This window comes from Mycobacterium celatum (assembly GCF_002101595.1).
GTDB classification, from domain to species: domain Bacteria; phylum Actinomycetota; class Actinomycetes; order Mycobacteriales; family Mycobacteriaceae; genus Mycobacterium; species Mycobacterium celatum.
The window spans coordinates 183,744-203,204 of the sequence record NZ_LQOM01000025.1; the positions used below are offsets into that span (position 1 = coordinate 183,744).

The following is a 19,461-nucleotide window of genomic DNA, read 5'->3' on the forward strand; positions in this document are numbered from 1 at the left end:
TGATGCCTGGTGCGCATCCCAGTTGTGGGAATCTCAATCACAGGTAGCGAACGTCGGCACCGATCGCTTCGTATGTGCGCCGCGCTCGCCGATCCAGGGAAAGTAGGGGCAGCCGGGCTTCGACCGCGGTCGCGGCGACCAGGCCGTCGTAGGTGGCTCCGCCGCTGATCGCCGCAGCGGCCAGCGCTTCGAGAGCACGATCGATCGCCGCCGCGGTGGGCGTGGCCCGGTGCTTGAATGTGCTGTCGAGCAGGGCCAGCGCCTGGGCTGGCAGGACGCGAAGATTCGGGTGGCGGGTTAACACCGCATAGGTCTCAAACAACGCGTGCGCCGCGATTCCCGCTCGATGTTCGCTGACCGCGGCGAAGGCGACGTCGTGAAACTCGTGCAGTTCGGACAGCGCGGGCAGCGCGACGCTGGTATCGACCAGCGCGGTGGGCCGGTCAGGGGAATCGGCTCTCACGCAACCTATCCCGCACGGTCAGCATTTCCTCTAGGGTGGTCGGCTTACCGGCGGCCGCGGAAATGACCAGGCGACCACCTTTCTCCGCCAGCACCGCGTCGTCGCGGTCGTCGGGAAGGATGAACTCAAGGCGGTCACCGCTGTCGATGACGTCGACCTCGGTACCAGGCGCCAGTCGGTGCCGGTCGCGAATCGACTTGGGGATCACTACCCGACCGGCTTTGTCGATGGTGGTCTTCATGGTGGAATCACATGCCCTTTACCGTTGGCATCCCAGAGTGGCCCCACAACTTTACCATTTTGGTGGGTCTCACCATTACACGACGAACTGCCGCACATTCCCTGGCACGGAACCACGCGCTCGTAGACGGAAACAAGCGAGCTGCCTGGACTGCCTGCCGGACGTTCCTGGTCATCAACGGTCACTGGATGAGCGCGCCCGAGGACGAGCGCTTGGCGATGTGGGTTCAGTCGATGCCCTTGAGACTTGCGAATATTAGCAATTAGTTGCTTCGTCTAGTAGCCTGCTGCTCGATCCGTCGGATCTTCCTTTCGAGGAGTTGGCTTGAACCGTGGGGAGTCACGTGTGCGTCGGGGCGGGCAGGGTACGCGGTAGCAGCGTGTTGGGCTGGGTTGCCAAGGTGCTTCGCGTGGGGCGCGTCGTGGAGCCCGCCGGCCAGGCACCCGATACGGTGATGGAGCCGCTCACGGGCGTGCGTGGCTCGTTACAGATTCGCCATGTCGACGCCGGCTCATGTAACGGGTGCGAGGTCGAAATCTCGGGCGCGTTCGGGCCGGTGTACGACGCCGAACGTTTCGGGGCGCGGTTGGTTGCCTCCCCGCGGCACGCTGACGCTTTGTTGGTCACCGGTGTGGTCACCCGCAACATGGCTGAGCCGCTGCGTAACACGGTTGCAGCCACCCCCAAGCCACGGGTGGTGATCGCGTGCGGCGATTGCGCGCTGAATCGGGGCGTATTCGCCGACGCTTACGGGATCGTCGGCGCGGTGGGGGAAGTAGTGCCCGTCGACGTCGAGATTCCGGGTTGCCCACCGACACCCGGGGAGATCGTCGCGGCTCTGCGATCGGTGACCGGCAAGTGACTGCCACCAAGTGCGCCAACAATTTTCGCTCGGCCGCGGCCGGGATCGTGACATCAGGACTCGGTGCGGCAGGAGTGTGGGCAGGCCTTCTCGCGATATTCGCAACGGTGCGGCCGCTGCACCTCGGCTGGCTGCTTCCACTGTCGGGCGTCTACCTCGATCTGGACCCGCTTGGCGGCTTTTTTATTGCGTTGGTTGGTGCGGTCGCGGTTCCAGTGGGCGTTTATTCGGTCGGTTACGCGCGCCGCGAGCAGCTTGGCCGGGTCCCGCTCGCGGTGCTTCCGCTGTTCGTTGCAGCCATGTTGCTGGTGCCGGCGGCGGGATCGCTGACGACGTTTCTGTTCGCGTGGGAGTTGATGGCGGTGGCATCGCTGGTGCTCGTCCTGACCGAGCACCGCCGGCCCGAGGTCCGGTCGGCGGGCCTGTTCTACGCGGCGATGACCCAATTGGGGTTCGTCATCATCCTGGTCGGGTTGATGGTGTTGGCGGCATCGGCTGGTGCGGACCGGTTCGCCGGCCTGTCGGAGGGCCGGTCGCAGGTGCCGGAGAGCGTACGCGGGGCCGTATTCGTGTTGACGGTGGCCGGGTTTGGGTCGAAGGCGGGTCTATTGCCGCTGCACGCGTGGCTGCCGCGAGCACACCCGGAAGCGCCCAGCCCGGTGTCGGCGCTGATGAGCGCGGCGATGGTCAACCTCGGTATCTATGGCATCGTCCGGTTCGATCTGCAATTGCTGGGGCCGGGACCCCGCTGGTGGGGGCTGGTGCTGCTGGTGGTCGGCGGCGCGTCGGCGACGTACGGTGTGCTGCAAGCCACGGTAGCCTCGGATCTTAAACGGCTGCTTGCCTATTCGACTACCGAGAACATGGGGTTGATTAGTCTGGCGTTGGGCGCGGCGTCGCTCTTCGCGGATTCCGGGGCGCATAGTCCAGCGACCATCGCGATGGCCGCCGCCATGCTGCATCTGATTGCGCATGCGGCATTCAAGAGCCTCGGATTCCTGGGGGCGGGTTCGGTGCTGGTGGCGACCGAGCTGCGTGACCTTGACCGGCTCGGCGGCCTGGTCCGGAAAATGCCGGCGACCACCGTCCTGTTCGGGATCGCGGCCATCGGCGCGTCCGGGCTTCCCCTAGGCGCCGGGTTTGTCAGCGAGTGGTTGCTGATTCAGTCTTTAGTGCACGCGGCGTCGGACCACAACACGCTGGTAGCGCTGACGGCGCCGCTGGCGGTCGGCGCGGTGGCATTGACCACCGGTCTGGGCGTGGCGGCGATGGTCAAGGCGTTCGGCATCGGGTTCCTCGCTCGCCCGCGGTCTGTATTGGCCGAAGACGCGCAGGAGGCGCCCGGAAGCATGCTGGCCGGTATGACGATCGCGGCGGCGGGCTGCTTGGTGCTGGCGTTGGCGCCCATGGTGGCCGCGCCCGCCCTGCGCCGGGTGCTCGACGGCGTGCCCGCGGCCCGGCGCGTGGAGTTCACCGACTTTGGCGCTGTCGTGCGGCTGCCCGGGCTGGCCGGGTCGGTCGCGCCCGGGCTGATCGCCGGCGCGCTGGTGATCGCACTCGCGGTTGCGGTGGGGCTGACGAGGTGGCGGTCGCGTAGCCGCCCGCGACCGGCTGCGCTGCCGCTGTGGGCATGCGGCTCCGACGACCTTTCGGCGCGGATGCAATACACGGCAACGTCATTCGCGGAGCCGCTGCAACGGGTCTTCGACGACGTGCTGCGCCCGGACACCGATGTTGAGGTCACCCATCACGGCGAATCGCGGTACATGATCGAGGCCGTCACCTACCGGGCCCGGATCGCCGACGCGATCGAGGCACGCCTCTACACTCCGGTGATCCGCGCGGTGGGCGCGGTCGCCGGCCTGGTACGGCGCGCCCATACCGGCAGCGTGCATCTCTACCTCGGCTACGGTGCCCTCGGCGTTCTGGTGGTGCTGGTGGTGGCCCGGTGAACGTCCTGTCCTATGTCGCGGGTGCGGCGCAGCTGGTCACGGTCATGGTTGGCGCGCCGCTGGTGATCGGCGCGATGCGCCAAGTGCGCGCCGTGTGGGAAGGTCGTGCCGGTGGGGGTGTTTTGCAACCCTGGCGCGATCTGCGTAAACAGCTTGGCAAACAACAGATCACACCACGGGGCACCACGGCGGTGTTCGCGGCCGCGCCAGCGGTCGTGGCCGGCACCACGATGCTCATCGCCGCGATCGCGCCGATCGTCGCCACCGGGTCACCGCTTGACCCGGTGGCCGATTTGTTCGCCGTGGTGGGCCTGCTGTTCCTGGGCACCGTCGCGTTGAGCCTTGCCGGCATCGATACCGGCACATCGTTCGGTGGAATGGGCGCCAGCCGCGAGATCACGATCGCCGCGCTGGTCGAACCGACGATCCTGCTGGCCGTGTTCGCGCTGTCGATACCGGCTGGATCGGCGAATCTTGGTGCGCTGGTAGCGAATACGCTTGAACATCCCGGCCACGTCGCGTCGCTGACCGGCGTGCTTTCCTTTGTTGCGCTGGTGATTGTGATCATCGCCGAGACCGGGCGACTTCCGGTCGACAACCCAGCCACTCACCTGGAGCTGACAATGGTGCATGAGGCGATGGTGCTCGAATACGCCGGCCCACGACTCGCGTTGGTCGAATGGGCGTCGGGGATGCGGTTGACAGTGCTGCTGGCGTTGTTGGCGAACCTGTTCCTGCCGTGGGGGATTGCCGGCGGCCATCCCAACGCGATCGATATTGTCATCGGCGTCGTGGCCGTCGTGGGCAAGGTCGCTGCGTTGGCGGTGACGCTGGCCACGATGGAGGTGTTCATCGCCAAGCTGCGGCTGTTTCGGGTTCCCGAGCTGCTCGCCGGGTCATTCCTGCTTGCCCTGCTCGCGGTCACGGCCGCCAACTTCTTCACCGCATGAGACAGCGCCGATGACCGACAACAACTTTGCCGTCCTGATCGACTTCGCGGCAGGCGGACTCACGCTGGCGGCGGTGCTGATCGTGTGGCGCCGCGACCTACGCGCTATCGCCCGGATGCTGGCATGGCAAGGTGTTGCGCTGGCCGCGATTCCGGTCGTCGCCGGCAGCCACGACCGCGACGGCGCGCTGATCGTCGTCGGCGTCGCGATCTTGGCGCTGCGCGCCGTGGCGCTGCCGTGGCTACTGGCACGCGCGCTGGCCGCAGAGCCGCCGAGCCAACGCGAGGCTACCCCGCTGGTGAACACCTCCAGTTCGCTGCTGATCACGGCCACGTTGACCGTCGTCGCATTTGCGATAACCCGCCCAGTGGTGAACCTGGAACCTAATGCCACCACGAAGGCGGTGCCCGCGGCTTTCGCGGTGGTGCTCATTGCGTTGTTCGTGATGGTGACCCGGCGTCACGCGATCTCACAAGCAGCAGGATTCCTCATGCTGGACAACGGAATCGCGGCAACTGCATTTCTGCTCACAGCCGGTGTGCCGCTGATCGTCGAACTCGGCGCGTCTTTGGATGTGTTGTTCGCGGTCATCGTGATCGGGATCCTCACCGGCCGGCTGCGCCGCGCATTCGGCGGCGCCGACCTAGACCAATTGCGGGAGTTGCGCGACTGATGACCACTGCCTTGCTGCTCACGCCCATCCTGGCGCCTACCGCCGCGTCGATCATCACGATGGCCAGGGGATGGCGTCGCTGGACCGCGACGGTCATTGTGCTGTCGGCGGCGACGGTGCTGGCCTGCGGCGTGGTGCTCGGCTTCCAGGTGGGCTCAGGCCAGCAATTGGGAGTGGGCACGCTGCTGCGCGCCGACGCGCTCACGGCCACCATGTTGATCGTCATCGGGGTGGTCGGGACACTGGCCACCTGGGCAAGCATCGGCTACGTCGATGCCGAACTCGCCGACGGCCACACCGATGCCGCCGGGGCGCGGCTCTACGCAGTGCTGACCCCGGCGTTCCTCGCCGCGATGGTGGTGGCGGTGTGCGCCAACAACATTGGCGTCGTGTGGGTCGCGATCGAGGCCACCACCGTCGTCACCGCCTTTCTGGTCGGGCATCGCCGCACCCGCACTGCGCTCGAAGCGACTTGGAAATACGTCATCGTCTGCTCGGTCGGGATCGCGGTGGCCTTCCTGGGCACGGTGCTGCTGTACTTTGCGGCGGAGCGCGGCGGGGCACCACCGACGCACGCGCTGGACCTTGACGTTCTCGTCGCGCACGCCGGCAGCCTCGATCCCGGGGTGGCGCGGCTGGCGGGCGGTCTGTTGCTGATCGGATACGGCGCCAAGGTGGGCCTGTTCCCGTTCCACACCTGGTTGGCCGACGCACACAGCCAGGCCCCGGCGCCGGTGAGTGCGCTGATGAGCGGGGTGTTGCTATCGGTGGCGTTCTCGGTGCTGATCCGGATCAAACCGATCATCGACGCCGCCGTCGGCCCCGGCTTCGTGCGGACCGGGCTGCTGGTAATCGGGTTGGCGACGCTGCTGGTCGCCGCGCTGATGCTAACCGTGACGGCCGACGTGAAGCGGATGTTGGCGTACTCGTCGATGGAAAACATGGGGCTGATCGGCCTCGCGGCCGCCGCTGGGACCCCGCTGGCGATTGCCGCGCTGCTGCTGCACGTGCTCGCCCACGGCATCGGCAAGACCGTGCTGTTCGTGGCCGCGGGCCAACTGCAGACCGCGCATGATTCGACGGCCATCGCTGACATCGCCGGGGTGGTGCGACGCTCGCGGCTGATCGGGGTGTCGTTCACGGCCGGGGTGCTCGTGCTGCTCGGCCTGCCCCCATTCGCAATGTTCGCCAGCGAGCTGGCCATTGCCCGTTCACTCTCCGACGCGCGGCTCGCATGGGTGCTCGGGGCGGCCCTGGTGATGATCGCTATCGCATTCGCCGCGCTGGCACGCAATTCGGGTCGCATGTTGCTGGGCGCATGCCCTGTTGGCGCGCCCGCGATCGTGGTGCCTGCCTCGGTGGCGACGGCCCTGTTCGTCGGCGTCACCGCCTGCGTCGCGCTCGGTGTCACCGCAGGGCCGCTGACCGAGCTGTTCAGCGCCGCGGCCGGCTACGCCGGGGCAGTGCGATGAAATCGAATTGGCTGCGCCACAGGGTATCTGGCGATGCGCTGGCAGACCGGGCCGAGGGGCTGTTAGCCGAGGGCTTCCGGCTGGGCCTGGTGGCCGCCCACGACGACGGCGACCGCCTGCGGATCGTCTACCTGTTCCTGGCCGGATGGCCCGACCGCAGAATCGAGCTGGAATGTGTTGTGCCGGCAGCCGATCCGGCGCTGCGATCGCTTGCCTACCTGTCCTTCCCGGCCGGCCGTTTCGAGCGCGAAATGGCCGACTTGTTCGGGCTGCGGCCGATCGGGCATCCCCGGCCACGCCGGCTGGTGCGGCACGCGCACTGGCCCGAAGCGTGGTATCCCATGCGGGCCGACGCCGGGTCCGCGCCGCAGTTCGCGCCCGGCGGCCGCTTCCCGTTTCTCACGGTCGAGGGACTCGGCGTTTATGAGATCCCCGTCGGGCCAGTGCATGCCGGCCTGATCGAGCCCGGCCACTTCCGGTTCTCCGTCGTCGGCGAGACCGTCCTGCGCCTGAAGGCGAGACTGTGGTTCGTGCACCGCGGCCTCGAGAAACTCTTCGAGGGCCGCCTGGCCACCGACGCCGTCGACCTCGCCGAACGGATCAGCGGCGACACCTCCGCCGCGCATGCGCTCGCCCATAGCCTGGCCATCGAAGACGCGCTCGGAATCGACCTGCCCGACGAAGCGCACCGGCTGCGGGCCCTGCTCGTCGAACTCGAACGGCTCTACAACCACGCCGCCGACCTTGGCGCCCTGGCCAATGACGTCGGTTTCGGGATAGCCAACGCCCACGCCCAACGCATCCGCGAACAACTGCTGCGGATCAACGCCGCAGTGACCGGGCACCGGCTGCTGCGCGGCGCTATCCAGCCGGGCGGGGTCACGCTTCGCGCGCTTCCCGACCCCGCACAACTGCACTCCATCGCCACCGACCTCGCCGAGGTCGCCCAGCTGACGCTGGCCAACTCCGTTGCCTACGACCGGTTCGCCGGCACCGCCGTCTTGGGCAGTGACGATGCCCGCGGCATGGGCTGTCTGGGATACGTCGCCCGGGCCAGCGGTATCCGCACCGACGCGCGAATCGAGCATCCCACGACCCCGCTGCCCGTTACAGAGACCGGCGCATCGTCGGGAGACGTCCTCGCCCGCTACACGGTCAGACGCGACGAGTTCGCCGCATCGGCTGGATTGGCCGGTTACCTCGTCGAGTCACTTACCGGACCGACCCGCTATGCCGGCACCACCCCGTCGCCCCCTGCAAGAGGAAGCGGCATCGGCATCGTCGAGGGCTGGCGCGGCACCATCGTGCATCGCGTCGAACTCGGTGCCGACGCACGCATCACCCGCGCGAAAATCGTCGACCCGTCCTGGTTCAACTGGCCCGCGCTGCCCGTCGCGATGACCGACACGATCGTCCCCGACTTCCCGCTGGCCAACAAAAGCTTCAACCTGTCCTATGCCGGCAACGACCTCTGACCCGCGGCACCCGTTCCGTCAACCTGATCAAATTGCTAAGATTCGCAATTAACCCTATTCGCGGGATCCTTCGAGGGAGGCATCGTGGCAGACTCGCGTCAGCCGCTGTACCGAATGAAGGCGGAATTCTTCAAGACGCTCGGCCACCCCGCCCGCATCCGAATTTTGGAGCTGCTCAGCGTGCGTGACCACGCCGTCTCGGAGATGGTCCCCGAGGTCGGCATCGAACCCGCCAACCTGTCGCAGCAGCTGTCGATCCTGCGTCGCGCCGGACTGGTCAGCGCACGCCGCGAGGGACTGACGGTGTCCTACGCGCTGACCTCACCCGAAGTCGCGGAACTGTTAAGGGTGGCCCGGGCCATCCTGACTGGCGTGGTGGCCGGTCAGGCCGAACTCCTTGACGAGGACCACGGCCCGCCGTCGCTGCCCAGCCGGTCGGCTGGCTGAAAACTCGCGGCCACGATCACGTCAAGTCCTGTCAACTACTTGCCAACTTTCTTAACTATCGATATCGGACCAACAACCCACGACCGTCACCTCGGAGGAGAACCGTTATGACAACCGCCACCACCGGTCTCGACTCGGCACCCACCACAGCCGCCGCGATCACCGACTGGGTCACCGCCGTAGCCGAGCTCACCACCCCCGACCGGATCGTCTGGTGCGACGGCTCCGCCGACGAATGGCACGCGCTAACCACTGATTTGGTCGACAAGGGTACGTTCGTGCGACTGGCGAAAAAACCCAATTCCTTCTGGTGCGCCTCCGACCCCGACGACGTGGCACGTGTGGAAGACCGCACCTTCATCTGCTCGCAGCGCCCCGAAGACGCCGGACCTACCAACAACTGGATGGATCCGGTCGACATGAAAACGGTGATGGTTGAGGAGTATCGGGGCGCCATGGCCGGACGCACCATGTACGTGATCGCCTTCTGCATGGGTCCCCTGGATGCCAGCGAACCTAAGTTCGGCGTGCAGATCACCGACTCCGAGTACGTCGCGGTCGCCATGCAGATCATGACTCGCTCCGGAACCGCGGTGTGGGACAAGCTCGATGACGGAGCAGAATTCGTCCGGTGCCTGCATTCGGTCGGTGCACCGCTGCATCCGGGACAGCAAGACGTGCCTTGGCCGTGTGACCACACCAAATACATTTCGCACTTCCCCGAGGAACGCATGATCTGGAGCTATGGATCCGGCTACGGCGGCAACGCCTTGCTCGGCAAGAAATGCTATTCCCTGCGGATCGCCTCGAGGATGGCCAAAGACGAGGGCTGGCTCGCCGAGCACATGCTGATCCTCAAACTCACCTCGCCCCAGCAGCGGGTGCACTACATCGCCGCGGCGTTCCCGTCCTCGTGTGGCAAGACAAACCTGGCGATGCTGCAACCCGCCCTCGACGGGTGGACCGCCCAGACCATCGGCGACGACATCGCCTGGATGCGATTCGGCGATGACGGCCGCCTCTATGCCGTCAACCCCGAGGCCGGGTTCTTTGGTGTCGCCCCCGGCACCGGCGCCCACACCAACCCGCACGCGATGGCCACCATCGAGCGCGGCAACTCCATCTTCACGAACGTCGCCCTCACCGACGACGGCGACGTCTGGTGGGAAGGTATGACCGTCGACAAACCCGACCACCTCACCGACTGGAAGCGGCGGGACTGGACCCCCGACTCGAACGAGCCAGCAGCACACCCTAATTCGCGGTACTGCACCCCGATCGCGCAATGCCCCACCGTCGCACCGGAGTGGAACGACCCCGACGGCGTGCCCATCTCGGCGATCTTCTTCGGCGGTCGCCGCGCCAGCACCGTTCCGTTGGTCACTCAATCTCTCAGCTGGCAGCACGGAGTGTTCCTCGGCTCCACGCTGTCCTCGGAAACCACCGCGGCCGCGGCCGGTGCCGTCGGCGTGGTCCGCCGCGACCCCATGGCGATGCTGCCCTTCCTCGGCTACCACGTCGGTGACTACTTCCAGCACTGGCTCGACATCGGTACCAAAACCGAACCGGCGAAGTTGCCAAAGATCTTCTACGTCAACTGGTTCCGCCGCGGTCGTGACGGCAAGTTCCTGTGGCCGGGATTCGGAGAAAATGCGCGGGTGCTCAAGTGGGCGCTCGACCGCATCGACGGTACCGCCGATGCCGTGCGGACCCCGATCGGCGATATTCCCTCCCTCGGCAGCCTCGATCTCGACGGGCTCGACAGCGCCGGCTACGACGAGGAAACCGTTCGAGCCGCATTGCAGGTGGACGTCACCGAGTGGACATCCGAGGCACAATCAATCGACCAGTGGTACGCCACCATCGGTGCCGACAAATTGCCCGACGCCCTGCGCCAGGAACTCGCTGAACTCAAGGACCGGCTTCGCACAAGCCAGTAATTCCGGCGCGGTCGGCTTAGGCGCGTCAGGTGATCCAGTTCCCAACCATGCGTGAGATTTCGATATAGAGCGGGATCCCGATTGTGACGTTGTACGAAAACGTCAAACCCAGCGAGGCGGCCAGGGGAAGTCGAACTCCACCTTCAGGATAGGGATCAGAAATCCGAGATAGAAGAACAGCAGCAGCGGCTTGAACAGGTTGTGGGTGAAGTTCTGCAAGAACTCGTGGAGCATCAAATGTCTCCCTTGAGGTGCGCCGCGACAACAAGAACCGCGACCGCGGGAATGCGGCTACGGCCAGAGGACCCCAGCCCGGGGCTCGACCGGGGGGTCATCCCGGATGGCAATCGGGGCACTGGCTGCCGTGCACGCTCGGTGACGACCAGACGCGACCGGACACTCCGGGGTCGCGGGTCGTCCGGATGGACACCCGTGGGATTGTTGCCGCGTTGCCGCAACGAACCGAGGGCTTTATGCCGACGCCCTCTTCACCGCGACCTCCTTGACGCGATGCGTCACGGACCCCCATGCGGATGGCGAGTAATGCGTCGTGACTTCCTCGAATCCGTCGACTCGGGAGATGCTGACCACGCCGGTGTCTTGGTTGATCGTGAGCTTGTCGCCGTCCGATGCGTGGACCTCTTCTCCGTCAAGGAGCCGGATGATGAACACGATGCGGTGCTCCTCTCGCGCTAGCGTCGATCGCGGTGCGGCCGAGTTGATCCTACGGCTGGTCCGCTGTCGGACCAGATCCATTGCGGGACTGGAACATGAACGTCCGGGAAACGTTCCGTGACCAACAAATCACATGCGTTGTCCGGTTGCGACCGGTTACCTCGGGCGGCGGCGCCACTCGGCGGTCTGGACCATTCCGAACACCGCGCTCACCGGCGGTATGCACGCCGTCGGCGCTAGTTAAAGTCAGCGCCAGCAAAACTGCCGCGCCACGCTGCTCTGGCAGGGGGAACCCCAAGGCTTCATAGGTTAGGCTACATTTACTAACCGTGACCGAGCTGGGTGTCGAAGCAAGTCCCGCAATCGCCGCGTCACTGTCGTTTGAGCTCCCCCCCGGCATCGCCCCGGCCGACCTGGCCGCCGAGCTGGCTGCGGCGCTGCCGGAGCGCGACGGGGAGGAATACCTGCTCTACGAGCACGACGGTCAGTGGGTGTTGGCCATAGGTGTGCTGGCCATGGTCGAGCTGGATCGCGACGAGCTGCGCGTCATCCGTGCCGGTGTCACCCAGCGCCAGACCTGGACGGGCCGGCCGGGACCGGTTCTCGGCGAGGCCGTCGACCGGCTGCTGCTGGAGACCGACCAGGCCTTCGGCTGGGTCGCCTTCGAATTCGGCGCCTACCGCTTCGGGTTGCAAAACCGGTTGGCGCCACACACGCCGTTGGCGCGGGTGTTCTGGCCGCGCACCCGCATCGTGGTCAGCGCCGAGGCGGTTCGCGTGGCCGACGGCGACGAACGCCACCGCGAGGCGGTGGACCGGTTGTTGCGCGATGGGCTGCCGGCCACGCCGTCGGCATCGGCGATCGACGTGGCCGGTGACGCCACCGGCTATCACGCCCGGGTAGCCGCGGCCATCGGCGAGATCGCGACCGGCAAATACCACAAGGTGATCCTGTCCCGGTGTGTCGACGTGCCGTTCAAGCTGGACTTCCCATCCACCTACCGGCTGGGTCGTCGGCACAACACGCCGGCGCGGTCATTTCTGTTGCGCCTCGGCGGTGTTCGGGCCGTGGGCTACAGCCCCGAGCTGGTGACGGCCGTACACCGCGACGGCGCCGTGATCACCGAGCCGCTGGCCGGCACCCGGGCGCTGGGCCGCGGCGCGGCGTGTGACGGGCAGGCCCGCGTCGACCTTGAGTCGAACTCCAAAGAGATTGTCGAGCATGCTATTTCGGTTCGCAGCTCACTGCTGGAGATCAGCGAGGTCGCGACGCCGGGCAGTGCGGTGATCACCGATTTCATGACCGTGCGCGAGCGGGGCAGCGTGCAACATCTCGGCTCGACTGTCCGTGCGCGGCTTGACACGTCGAAAGACCGGATGGACGCCCTCGAGACGCTGTTTCCCGCGGTCACCGCGTCGGGCATTCCCAAGGCCGCAAGCGTCGATGCGATCCTGCGTCTCGACGAGAGTCCGCGCGACCTGTATTCCGGTGCGGTGGTGATGTTTTCGGCCGACGGCGAACTTGATGCGGCGCTGACGCTGCGGGCGGCCTACGAACGCGACGGCCGAACGTGGTTACGCGCCGGGGCGGGCATCATCGAGGCTTCGCAGCCCGACCGCGAATTCGAGGAAACCTGCGAAAAGCTGACCACGCTGGCGCCGTATTTGGTTCCGCGCTAACCGAACCACTGACCGACGATGCGGGAGATTTCGATATACAACGGGATCCCGATCGTGACGTTGTAGGAGAACGTCAACCCCAGTGATGCGGCCAGCGGCAGCGTCGGGCTGGCCTCCGGAATCGCCAGACGCTGCACCGCGGGAACCGCGATATACGACGCCGCGCCGCAGAGCACCGCGAACAGGATGTACGTTCCCGGTTTGAACTCGGTGTGGGTGAGGTGCGCATAGCTGTGGGCGGTGATGATGCCGAGTGTGGCGAAAAGGTTTGGCGCCAGCAGTCCGAAGAAGATGAACCCCGGCCCGGCGGCCTTCAGGTCCTTGAGCCTGCGGGAGGCCGTCATACCCATCTCGAGCAAGAACAGGCACAGCGCACCCTGGAAGGCCGTCACGAACACGCTGTCGTCGTCGTGCACGACCTTGGCTCCCTGCAACCGGCTGACCAGGCCGATGATGATGCCGCCGAAGAGGAGATAGAGACCTGGATTGAGCAGGACCTCCCTGAGCAACTGGACGGTGGCCATGCGCGGTTTTTTGCCGTCTGCGCCGGCATGGTCAGGATGCTCGCGGCGTTCCAGCGCAAACTCGGCTTCCTGCTCGATCGCGCGTCCGCGGGTCTCGAGGTCGTCGCCGGGAGCCGGCCGGGCGGCCGCCCCGGGACCTAGTCTCACCGGCGGGGTGTACCCGGGCTCGCCCGGCATGTTGCCGGCCGCGTCCATTGCCCTGTGCCGCAGTCGAGCCGCCAGGTACAGCGCAACCAGGCAGCCGGGCACCTCCATGACGGCCAGCATGACCGGCATGAAACCGTTGAAAGCCATTCCGACGGTGCCAAGCACGCCGATGCAGGTCGCGAACGTCCCTGCCGAGTCCGACCCGTAGTAACCTGCTACGGTCGCCTTGTCGATCCGGCGCATTGTTGTCAGCCGGTTCAGCAGCTGGTAGGCGAGCAGCCCGATCAGGAAGTTCAGTGCGAACCCCAGCACAATGAATCCCGCGATGTTGGCGACGCTCGATGCATGAATCGTGGCGAGCTCTTCACCCCCGTGCCAGCCGATGGCCAGCAAGAGGTACATCGTCAGGCCCTGGTAAATCACGTAGGGAAATTCGAACTCCACCTTGAGAATTGGGATGAGGAATCCGAGATAGAAAAACAGCAGCAGCGGCTTGAACAGATTGTGGGTGAAGTTCTGCCAGAACTCGAGAAGCATCAGGTTTCTCTCCCTTATCAGGGGGCGGCGGCGGGCGCGTTCCCGCCGCGTGGCGCTAAGAGCATAAACAGGCCAAGCTGGGGATTAGCTTGGGGCTGCGCTTCGTGAGAATGAACCTTTTGTCAACGTCGGATGACCGATTGCTCACCAGCAGGCCAACGCTGGACAAACAACGGGGCCCAACGACTCAGTCTGCGGGGGCCGATGACCGCTCCATGTAGTCGGCGAGGATGCTGCTGACCAGCGATTCGATGGTCGATTCGATTGACGACGCGAGGGTTGCGGTGACCGACGCGACGGCTTGGGTGCGGAACCGCACCAACATGGTGATCAATTCGGCGATTTCGGTGTCGGCGGGCAGAGCCTCGCCCGGTTTGACGCGGTCGGCGACGTGTTCGGCGCCCGCCTGCACCAACAGTTCGCTGATCTGGTCGACCAGCGGCACGATTTGCTCGTGCAGATCGATCAGCTTGTCCATGCTCACGCCGTAGCTGCGGATCTCGTTGAATGCCTCGATCAATTTCGGCCGGACGATTGTGGCCTGCTCGCCGTCGACCCGAATCACACCCAGCCTCACCAGCCGGTCGAATGCCGCCGCATCGTTGATACGCCGCTGCGCGTCGGAAAGCGGTATGGTTTCCGGTTTTTCGGTGGTCCAGGTCCCGACGATCGCCGTCTCCAGGCCCAGCACGTCGCCGAGATTCTTGCCTTCCTCCCAGGCGCTGAGCATTTCCCGCACGTGCGCAATGTTGTATCCCCGGTCGAGCATCGAGGTGATCAGCCGCAGCCGGGTCAGGTGGGTGTCGTTGAACAGGGCGATCCGGCCCACGCGCAGCGGCGGCGGCAGCAGCCCGCGATCGCGGTAGACCCGAATGTTGCGGGTGGTGGTCCCGGCCAGCCGGGCCAGGTCGTCGATCCGGTATTCCCCGGAGACCGGGGATCCGTGCGGGTGACGTACCGCCGCGTCGAACAATTGGGACACCGCGGTTTCGATGACTTCCCGGGATTGACGCCGAACACGTTTCGGCGCGCGCCGCAGGTTGGCCAGCACACCCGCGATGGTGCCGGTCTCTGCTCGTGGCGGTCGGTCGGGAGCCATCAGGCCGACGAACTGACCCGAACGTCGGCGGGCCGTGCCGCCGCCTGGTAGTCGGCAAACCGGAAATCCCGCATCTGTCGAAGATACTGGGTGGCGAATCCCGGGTACATCGACGCGTTGAAACCATCCTTGGTGAGATACCAACTGCGGCAACCGGACATCCACGTCGTCTTGGTCAGCCGCTTCTGGATACGTTGGTTGTATCGGCGTTGGACGTCGGCGCGCACGTCGAGGTAGCGCAGGTCGCCCTCGAGGATGGTGGTGATGCCGCGCACCGCGTAGTCGAGCTGGCCCTCGATGTAGACCAGCAGCGAATTGTGGCCGGGCCCGGAGTTGGGGCCGGTCATGAAAAACAGGTTCGGGTAGCCGTGGGCATTGATGCTCTTGTAAGCCTGCGCGCCGCTGGCCCATTCGGCGGCCAGCGTCCGTCCGCCGAGCCCGGTGACGGGGAACGGCGGACCCGTCAGATGCACGTCGTAGCCGGTGGCGAACACGATGCAGTCCAAGTGATGCTCGACGCCGTCGCTGGTGCGGATCCCGGCCGGGCTCAGCGTCGCAATCGGCCAGTCGATGAGCTTGCAGTTCTGGCGTTGCAGCGCAGGGTAGTAATCGCTGGAGACCAGCATGCGTTTGCAGCCCGGCGCGAAGTCGGGCGTCAGCTGCCGGCGCAGCCACGGGTCTTTGACTGCCAGCCGCAGATGGGCCTTGCCGAGGCGCGCCACCAGCGAGGTCAGCGGGGTCTTCCACACCAGCGCGGTAGCGCTGGCCTCGTGACCCCAGAACAACGCCTGCCGGGCAAGCTCTTGGGCTGCAGGCGCTTTCGCGAACAAAGTCTGCAGGGCCGGTGGTGTGGCAACGTCGAGGCGCGGCAGCACCCAGCCCGGCGTGCGCTGGAACACCTTGACGAATTCGGCTTGCTTGACCAGTTCGGGAATGATCTGGATGGCGCTGGCACCGGTGCCGACGACGGCGACCCGCTTACCGGCGAAGTCGTAGTCGTGGTCCCACCGGGCACTGTGGATCTTGTGCCCGCGGTACGTATCGAGGCCCCGGATGTCGGGGAAGCTGGAGTCCGGCAGTGGGCCCGACGCCAGAATCACCGTGCGGGCCCGAAACCGCTTGCGCCCGGCCGTGGTTGCCGTCCAGACCCCGGCGCCCTCGTCGAACGACAACCCGTTGACTTCCTGACCGAACCGGATGCGACGGCGGAGGTCGAACCGGGTGGCCATGTCTTCGATGTGACGGCGGATCTCCTCGGCGGGGGAGTAGGTCCGCGACCAACTCGGGTTTTTGGCGAACGAGAACGAGTACAGCAGCGACGGGATGTCGCAACTGGCGCCGGGATAGGTGGTGTCGCGCCAGGTTCCGCCCACCCGGTCACTGCGCTCGAGGATGACGAAATCCTGCACACCCGCCTCGGCCAGTTTGATCGCGGCGCCCAGGCCGGTGAAGCCGGCGCCGACGATCAGCGTTGCGTAAGTCTGGGTCATCGGTTATGCCGCCGGCTCGTAGGTCAGCTCTTTGAACCAGCTGGGCACCGGTTTGAGCAGCGGCCGGGGATAGCGCTCAGATAGCCACACCATGGAGTTGGCCAGCAGATGATAGGGATGCCGCGGGTTGACCACCATGGCGGCGTGCCGCTTGAGGACTTGATACGTCGGCACCCGCCACGTGTATTCGCCGCGCTCACCGAGCTGCTTGAACCGCTTGACCGCGTTGTAAAGCCGCTCGGGCTCCATGCCCATGTCCTCCATCTCGTTGCGCACCCGGTTGAGCAGCGGCAGATACATCAGCGCGCCGATGATCAGGCCCGGTGAGGCGACATTGCCGACGAAGTCAATTGCCAGCCTGCGTGCCTTGGCGTGGCCGATCATGTTGAGCACCTCGAAGTCAACTGCGAGGTGCCGTGATTCGTCGTTGTTGATCTTCTCGAACACCTGGTGGCAGACCGGGTCCTCGACCTCGTCGAGCAGGAACTTCAGCAGGGCGCCGTCCAGCGCGACCTCCAGCATCGGTATCACGGTGCCCAGGATCGACAGGGACATTCCGTCGGCATAGGTGTCCAGCCACTGCATGGCCAGCCGGATGTTGACGTTGGGTTCGGGCATTTCGCCGTCGTCGAGCATTCCCCATCGCTTCATCAGCGCCAGCTCGGCATTGGCGTGCCGTTGCTCCTCGGCGTGGAAATACCGGTAGATCTCGGCCAGCGTCGTCGTTGGTGCCTTCTTGGCCAGCGCCGCAAATCCACGCGCGCCGATGTTCTCGATCCAGCACAGGTCGGCCATGAAAGCCTTCAGCTTGGGCCGGAACTCGTCGCTGATCGTCTCGGCACCCGGTGCGTCCCAATCGATGTCGGCGAGCGCCCACTGCCGGTCCTTGATCTTGGCCAGCATCGTGTCCATATCGATAGTCACAGGCTTCTCCTTCGCGATTTCATGGCAGGCCGGCGCGGGATATCAAGCCGACCGCCCGGGTGTATGCGCCCGGGGCGAGCCGTTTGATGTTCCAGCCGATCTTGGCGTCCCACTGCGGCATGCAGTACAGGTCGCCGCGGTCATGGGCGTCCAGGCAGATGCGCGCAACCTTGTCCGGTGAAAAGCCGGTCCAGCGCATCAGTCTCGCGGCCAGTTCAGTGGATTCGGCGGTGATCCGGCCGGACTCGACGATGTTGGTCTTGACGAAGGTAGGGCACAGTACGGTGACTTTGACGCCGCTGCCAGACAATTCGGCGGCCAGCGTTTCCGACAGCGATAACACACCAGCCTTGCTGACGTTGTAGGCGGCCATGCCGGGGGCGGCGCCGAATGCTGCGGCCGAGGCGACGTTGATGATGCCGCGCGGCGGTTTCGACGGTTCGGCTTCTCGCAGGATCGGGGCGAATACGTGGCAACCGTGGATCGGCCCCCACAGGTTGACGCCCAGAGTCCAGCGCCAATCGTCAAGGGGCACTTCGCCGACGGGCATACCGCCGGCGCCGACGCCGGCGTTGTTGATCACCAGGCTGGGTGGGCCGCCGAACCAGGACTGCGACTTGGCGGCCAGTTCGGCCACGTCGTCGTATTGGGAGACGTCGCAGTGGATTGGAATGGCGCGACCGCCATGGGCGGTAATGCCGTCCGCCGTTGCGGTGGCGGCCGCTTCGTCGATGTCACTGCAGACGACGGCGCCGCCACGACGGGCGAGTTCGGCGGCGAACGCCGCACCGATCCCGCTGCCGGCGCCGGTCACCACCGCTGACGCGCCATGGCTGGTTCTGGGGGACTTCCGGCCGAGCATCGCTAGCTAGCCTCCGCGCCGGTCGACGAGCGCGCGTGCGCGCGAGGAGAGCCGGCGCGCATCGGCCCGACGGTGCCGACATGCAACGAATCGGCCACGAATTTCGCCACATAGGCCATCGCCTTGCCGGCTTCGGGGGACAGCCGTGGCAGGGCTTGGAACACATGCACCTGGTCCGGCCACACCTGCAGTTCGCAGCTTCCGCCGGCCGCGGTGATATCGGCGGCGAGGCGCTCGGCGTCGGCGGCCAGCATTTCGGCGCCGCCGGCCTGGATCAGCGTCGGTGGCAGCACGGGGCCGCCCGCGACGTCGAGGGACAGCCGACAATGCGTGGGATCGGTTCCACGGCAATACAACTCGACCAGTCGTATGGCGTCGGCGGCCCGGATGGCCGGGTCGCGGCGGCGTCGTTCACGCTGCGCGGCCAAGCTAAAGGTGAGATCGATCAGCGGCGAGAACAACACCAGTGCGGCCGGGCGGGCAGCGGCAACCTCCGGTTGCAGCAGCAGGTCCACCGCCAGATGTCCGCCAGCCGAATCCCCGGCTACCACAATGCGTTCCGGCGATATTTGGCGCGTCAGCCAATCAAATCCCGCGCGAACGTCGTCGGCGGCGGTGGGGAAGCGGTGCCGCGGCGCGAGCCGGTAGTCGACGGAAAACACCGCCAGCCCGGTCAATCGCGACAGCCACGCCGTCACCCGGCGGTGGGTGCGCGGCGAGCACAAGGCATATCCGCTGCCGTGGACGAAGTACACGACTGCGTCGGTGCGCCGGACGCCCGGGCCGCGCACCCATTCGCCGACGACGCGCCGCCCGTCCGGGAGTCGGGTGTCGATCGATTCGACACGGGCTCCGGCCAACGACGGCCCGAAGGCATCCATGATGCCGGCCACGATTTGGCGCGACAGCCACAGACCCCAGGCCCGCTCGGGTGGTAGCACGGCGCTGAGCTGCCGCAATGTCAATGTGCTCGCGACCGCCGCGCCGCGGGACCGTAGCGATCCGCGGGCCGGCACACCGTCCGTCATGCGACTCAGTCAACAACTAAT

Annotated in this window: 18 protein-coding genes and 3 pseudogenes; 10 read left to right on the plus strand and 11 right to left on the minus strand. The window is 66.1% G+C overall.

What is annotated here, in order from left to right; translation table 11 throughout:
• Window positions 1-37 precede the first annotated feature (37 nt).
• The gene (locus tag AWB95_RS10400) at window positions 38-463 is read right to left on the minus strand and encodes a PIN domain-containing protein (RefSeq protein WP_062541179.1); all 426 of its coding nucleotides are present in this window, start codon (window positions 461-463) and stop codon (window positions 38-40) included.
• Complete coding sequence (locus tag AWB95_RS10405; protein ID WP_062541180.1) at window positions 444-704, minus strand: AbrB/MazE/SpoVT family DNA-binding domain-containing protein; 261 nt, start codon at window positions 702-704, stop codon at window positions 444-446. Before AWB95_RS10405 ends, AWB95_RS10400 begins: the two co-directional genes overlap by 20 nt.
• A gap of 95 nt (window positions 705-799) precedes the next feature.
• Between AWB95_RS10405 and AWB95_RS23490 the strand changes: the two are divergent.
• The 9 genes and pseudogenes from AWB95_RS23490 to AWB95_RS10450 form a co-directional block, all read left to right on the plus strand.
• Window positions 800-916, plus strand: a pseudogene (locus AWB95_RS23490) (type II toxin-antitoxin system death-on-curing family toxin); the annotation flags it as partial.
• Window positions 917-1,086: 170 nt separating this feature from the next.
• On the plus strand, window positions 1,087-1,566 hold the full coding sequence (locus tag AWB95_RS10415; protein WP_062541182.1) for an NADH-quinone oxidoreductase subunit B family protein: 480 nt from the start codon (window positions 1,087-1,089) through the stop codon (window positions 1,564-1,566).
• A complete protein-coding gene (locus tag AWB95_RS10420; RefSeq protein WP_099539533.1) occupies window positions 1,563-3,518 on the plus strand; it encodes a proton-conducting transporter transmembrane domain-containing protein in 1,956 nt (651 codons plus the stop codon). Before AWB95_RS10415 ends, AWB95_RS10420 begins: the two co-directional genes overlap by 4 nt.
• Before the next feature lie 5 nt (window positions 3,519-3,523).
• Window positions 3,524-4,468: a respiratory chain complex I subunit 1 family protein gene (locus AWB95_RS10425; protein WP_062541239.1), complete on the plus strand. Its 945-nt coding sequence runs from the start codon at window positions 3,524-3,526 to the stop codon at window positions 4,466-4,468.
• Between the two features lie 10 nt (window positions 4,469-4,478).
• Window positions 4,479-5,141: a hypothetical protein gene (locus AWB95_RS10430; protein WP_062541238.1), complete on the plus strand. Its 663-nt coding sequence runs from the start codon at window positions 4,479-4,481 to the stop codon at window positions 5,139-5,141.
• Window positions 5,141-6,613: a proton-conducting transporter transmembrane domain-containing protein gene (locus tag AWB95_RS10435; protein ID WP_062541237.1), complete on the plus strand. Its 1,473-nt coding sequence runs from the start codon at window positions 5,141-5,143 to the stop codon at window positions 6,611-6,613. Before AWB95_RS10430 ends, AWB95_RS10435 begins: the two co-directional genes overlap by 1 nt.
• On the plus strand, window positions 6,610-8,088 hold the full coding sequence (locus tag AWB95_RS10440) for a hydrogenase large subunit (RefSeq protein ID WP_062541236.1): 1,479 nt from the start codon (window positions 6,610-6,612) through the stop codon (window positions 8,086-8,088). Before AWB95_RS10435 ends, AWB95_RS10440 begins: the two co-directional genes overlap by 4 nt.
• A gap of 81 nt (window positions 8,089-8,169) precedes the next feature.
• Window positions 8,170-8,535 (plus strand): ArsR/SmtB family transcription factor, encoded by a 366-nt coding sequence (locus AWB95_RS10445; protein ID WP_062541235.1) that lies wholly within the window; start codon window positions 8,170-8,172, stop codon window positions 8,533-8,535.
• A 107-nt stretch (window positions 8,536-8,642) separates the two neighbouring features.
• The gene (locus AWB95_RS10450; RefSeq protein WP_085168167.1) at window positions 8,643-10,475 is read left to right on the plus strand and encodes a phosphoenolpyruvate carboxykinase (GTP); all 1,833 of its coding nucleotides are present in this window, start codon (window positions 8,643-8,645) and stop codon (window positions 10,473-10,475) included.
• Window positions 10,476-10,500: 25 nt separating this feature from the next.
• On the opposite strand, the pseudogene AWB95_RS24110 reads toward AWB95_RS10450, so the two are convergent.
• The 3 genes and pseudogenes from AWB95_RS24110 to AWB95_RS10455 all read right to left on the minus strand — a co-directional run.
• Window positions 10,501-10,623, minus strand: a pseudogene (locus tag AWB95_RS24110) (sodium-dependent bicarbonate transport family permease); the annotation flags it as partial.
• A pseudogene (locus tag AWB95_RS23705) lies at window positions 10,596-10,709 on the minus strand (hypothetical protein); the annotation flags it as partial. The pseudogenes AWB95_RS23705 and AWB95_RS24110, both read right to left, overlap by 28 nt.
• A 237-nt stretch (window positions 10,710-10,946) precedes the next feature.
• The gene (locus AWB95_RS10455) at window positions 10,947-11,147 is read right to left on the minus strand and encodes a hypothetical protein (RefSeq protein WP_062540504.1); all 201 of its coding nucleotides are present in this window, start codon (window positions 11,145-11,147) and stop codon (window positions 10,947-10,949) included.
• 332 nt (window positions 11,148-11,479) lie between these two features.
• On the opposite strand from AWB95_RS10455, the gene AWB95_RS10460 reads away from it, so the two are divergent.
• Window positions 11,480-12,829 (plus strand): salicylate synthase, encoded by a 1,350-nt coding sequence (locus AWB95_RS10460; RefSeq protein WP_062540503.1) that lies wholly within the window; start codon window positions 11,480-11,482, stop codon window positions 12,827-12,829.
• Here AWB95_RS10460 and AWB95_RS10465 read toward each other — a convergent pair.
• The 6 genes from AWB95_RS10465 to AWB95_RS10490 form a co-directional block, all read right to left on the minus strand.
• Window positions 12,826-14,037, minus strand: coding sequence for a sodium-dependent bicarbonate transport family permease (locus AWB95_RS10465; protein WP_062540502.1), 1,212 nt, complete (start codon window positions 14,035-14,037; stop codon window positions 12,826-12,828). The two genes, AWB95_RS10460 and AWB95_RS10465, sit on opposite strands and share 4 nt — an antisense overlap.
• A 187-nt stretch (window positions 14,038-14,224) precedes the next feature.
• On the minus strand, window positions 14,225-15,136 hold the full coding sequence (locus AWB95_RS10470; protein WP_062540501.1) for a MerR family transcriptional regulator: 912 nt from the start codon (window positions 15,134-15,136) through the stop codon (window positions 14,225-14,227).
• On the minus strand, window positions 15,136-16,626 hold the full coding sequence (locus AWB95_RS10475) for a flavin-containing monooxygenase (RefSeq protein WP_062540500.1): 1,491 nt from the start codon (window positions 16,624-16,626) through the stop codon (window positions 15,136-15,138). Before AWB95_RS10475 ends, AWB95_RS10470 begins: the two co-directional genes overlap by 1 nt.
• A 3-nt stretch (window positions 16,627-16,629) precedes the next feature.
• A complete protein-coding gene (locus AWB95_RS10480) occupies window positions 16,630-17,550 on the minus strand; it encodes a hypothetical protein (RefSeq protein WP_062540499.1) in 921 nt (306 codons plus the stop codon).
• Between the two features lie 19 nt (window positions 17,551-17,569).
• Window positions 17,570-18,412, minus strand: a complete 843-nt coding sequence (locus tag AWB95_RS10485; protein ID WP_062540498.1) for an SDR family NAD(P)-dependent oxidoreductase — start codon at window positions 18,410-18,412, stop codon at window positions 17,570-17,572.
• Between the two features lie 2 nt (window positions 18,413-18,414).
• On the minus strand, window positions 18,415-19,440 hold the full coding sequence (locus AWB95_RS10490; RefSeq protein ID WP_062540497.1) for an alpha/beta hydrolase: 1,026 nt from the start codon (window positions 19,438-19,440) through the stop codon (window positions 18,415-18,417).
• Window positions 19,441-19,461: the final 21 nt, after the last annotated feature.

What these genes read in the sequence shown, in the direction of transcription:
- AWB95_RS10405 (WP_062541180.1), bottom strand. Translation starts at nt 704, where the DNA reads ATGAAGACCACCATCGACAAAGCCGGTCGGGTAGTGATCCCCAAGTCG.
- AWB95_RS10430 (WP_062541238.1), top strand. Translation starts at nt 4,479, where the DNA reads ATGACCGACAACAACTTTGCCGTCCTGATCGACTTCGCGGCAGGCGGA.
- AWB95_RS10435 (WP_062541237.1), top strand. Translation starts at nt 5,141, where the DNA reads ATGACCACTGCCTTGCTGCTCACGCCCATCCTGGCGCCTACCGCCGCG.
- AWB95_RS10440 (WP_062541236.1), top strand. Translation starts at nt 6,610, where the DNA reads ATGAAATCGAATTGGCTGCGCCACAGGGTATCTGGCGATGCGCTGGCA.
- AWB95_RS10450 (WP_085168167.1), top strand. Translation starts at nt 8,643, where the DNA reads ATGACAACCGCCACCACCGGTCTCGACTCGGCACCCACCACAGCCGCC.
- AWB95_RS10465 (WP_062540502.1), bottom strand. Translation starts at nt 14,037, where the DNA reads ATGCTTCTCGAGTTCTGGCAGAACTTCACCCACAATCTGTTCAAGCCG.
- AWB95_RS10470 (WP_062540501.1), bottom strand. Translation starts at nt 15,136, where the DNA reads ATGGCTCCCGACCGACCGCCACGAGCAGAGACCGGCACCATCGCGGGT.
- AWB95_RS10475 (WP_062540500.1), bottom strand. Translation starts at nt 16,626, where the DNA reads ATGACCCAGACTTACGCAACGCTGATCGTCGGCGCCGGCTTCACCGGC.
- AWB95_RS10485 (WP_062540498.1), bottom strand. Translation starts at nt 18,412, where the DNA reads ATGCTCGGCCGGAAGTCCCCCAGAACCAGCCATGGCGCGTCAGCGGTG.
- AWB95_RS10490 (WP_062540497.1), bottom strand. Translation starts at nt 19,440, where the DNA reads ATGACGGACGGTGTGCCGGCCCGCGGATCGCTACGGTCCCGCGGCGCG.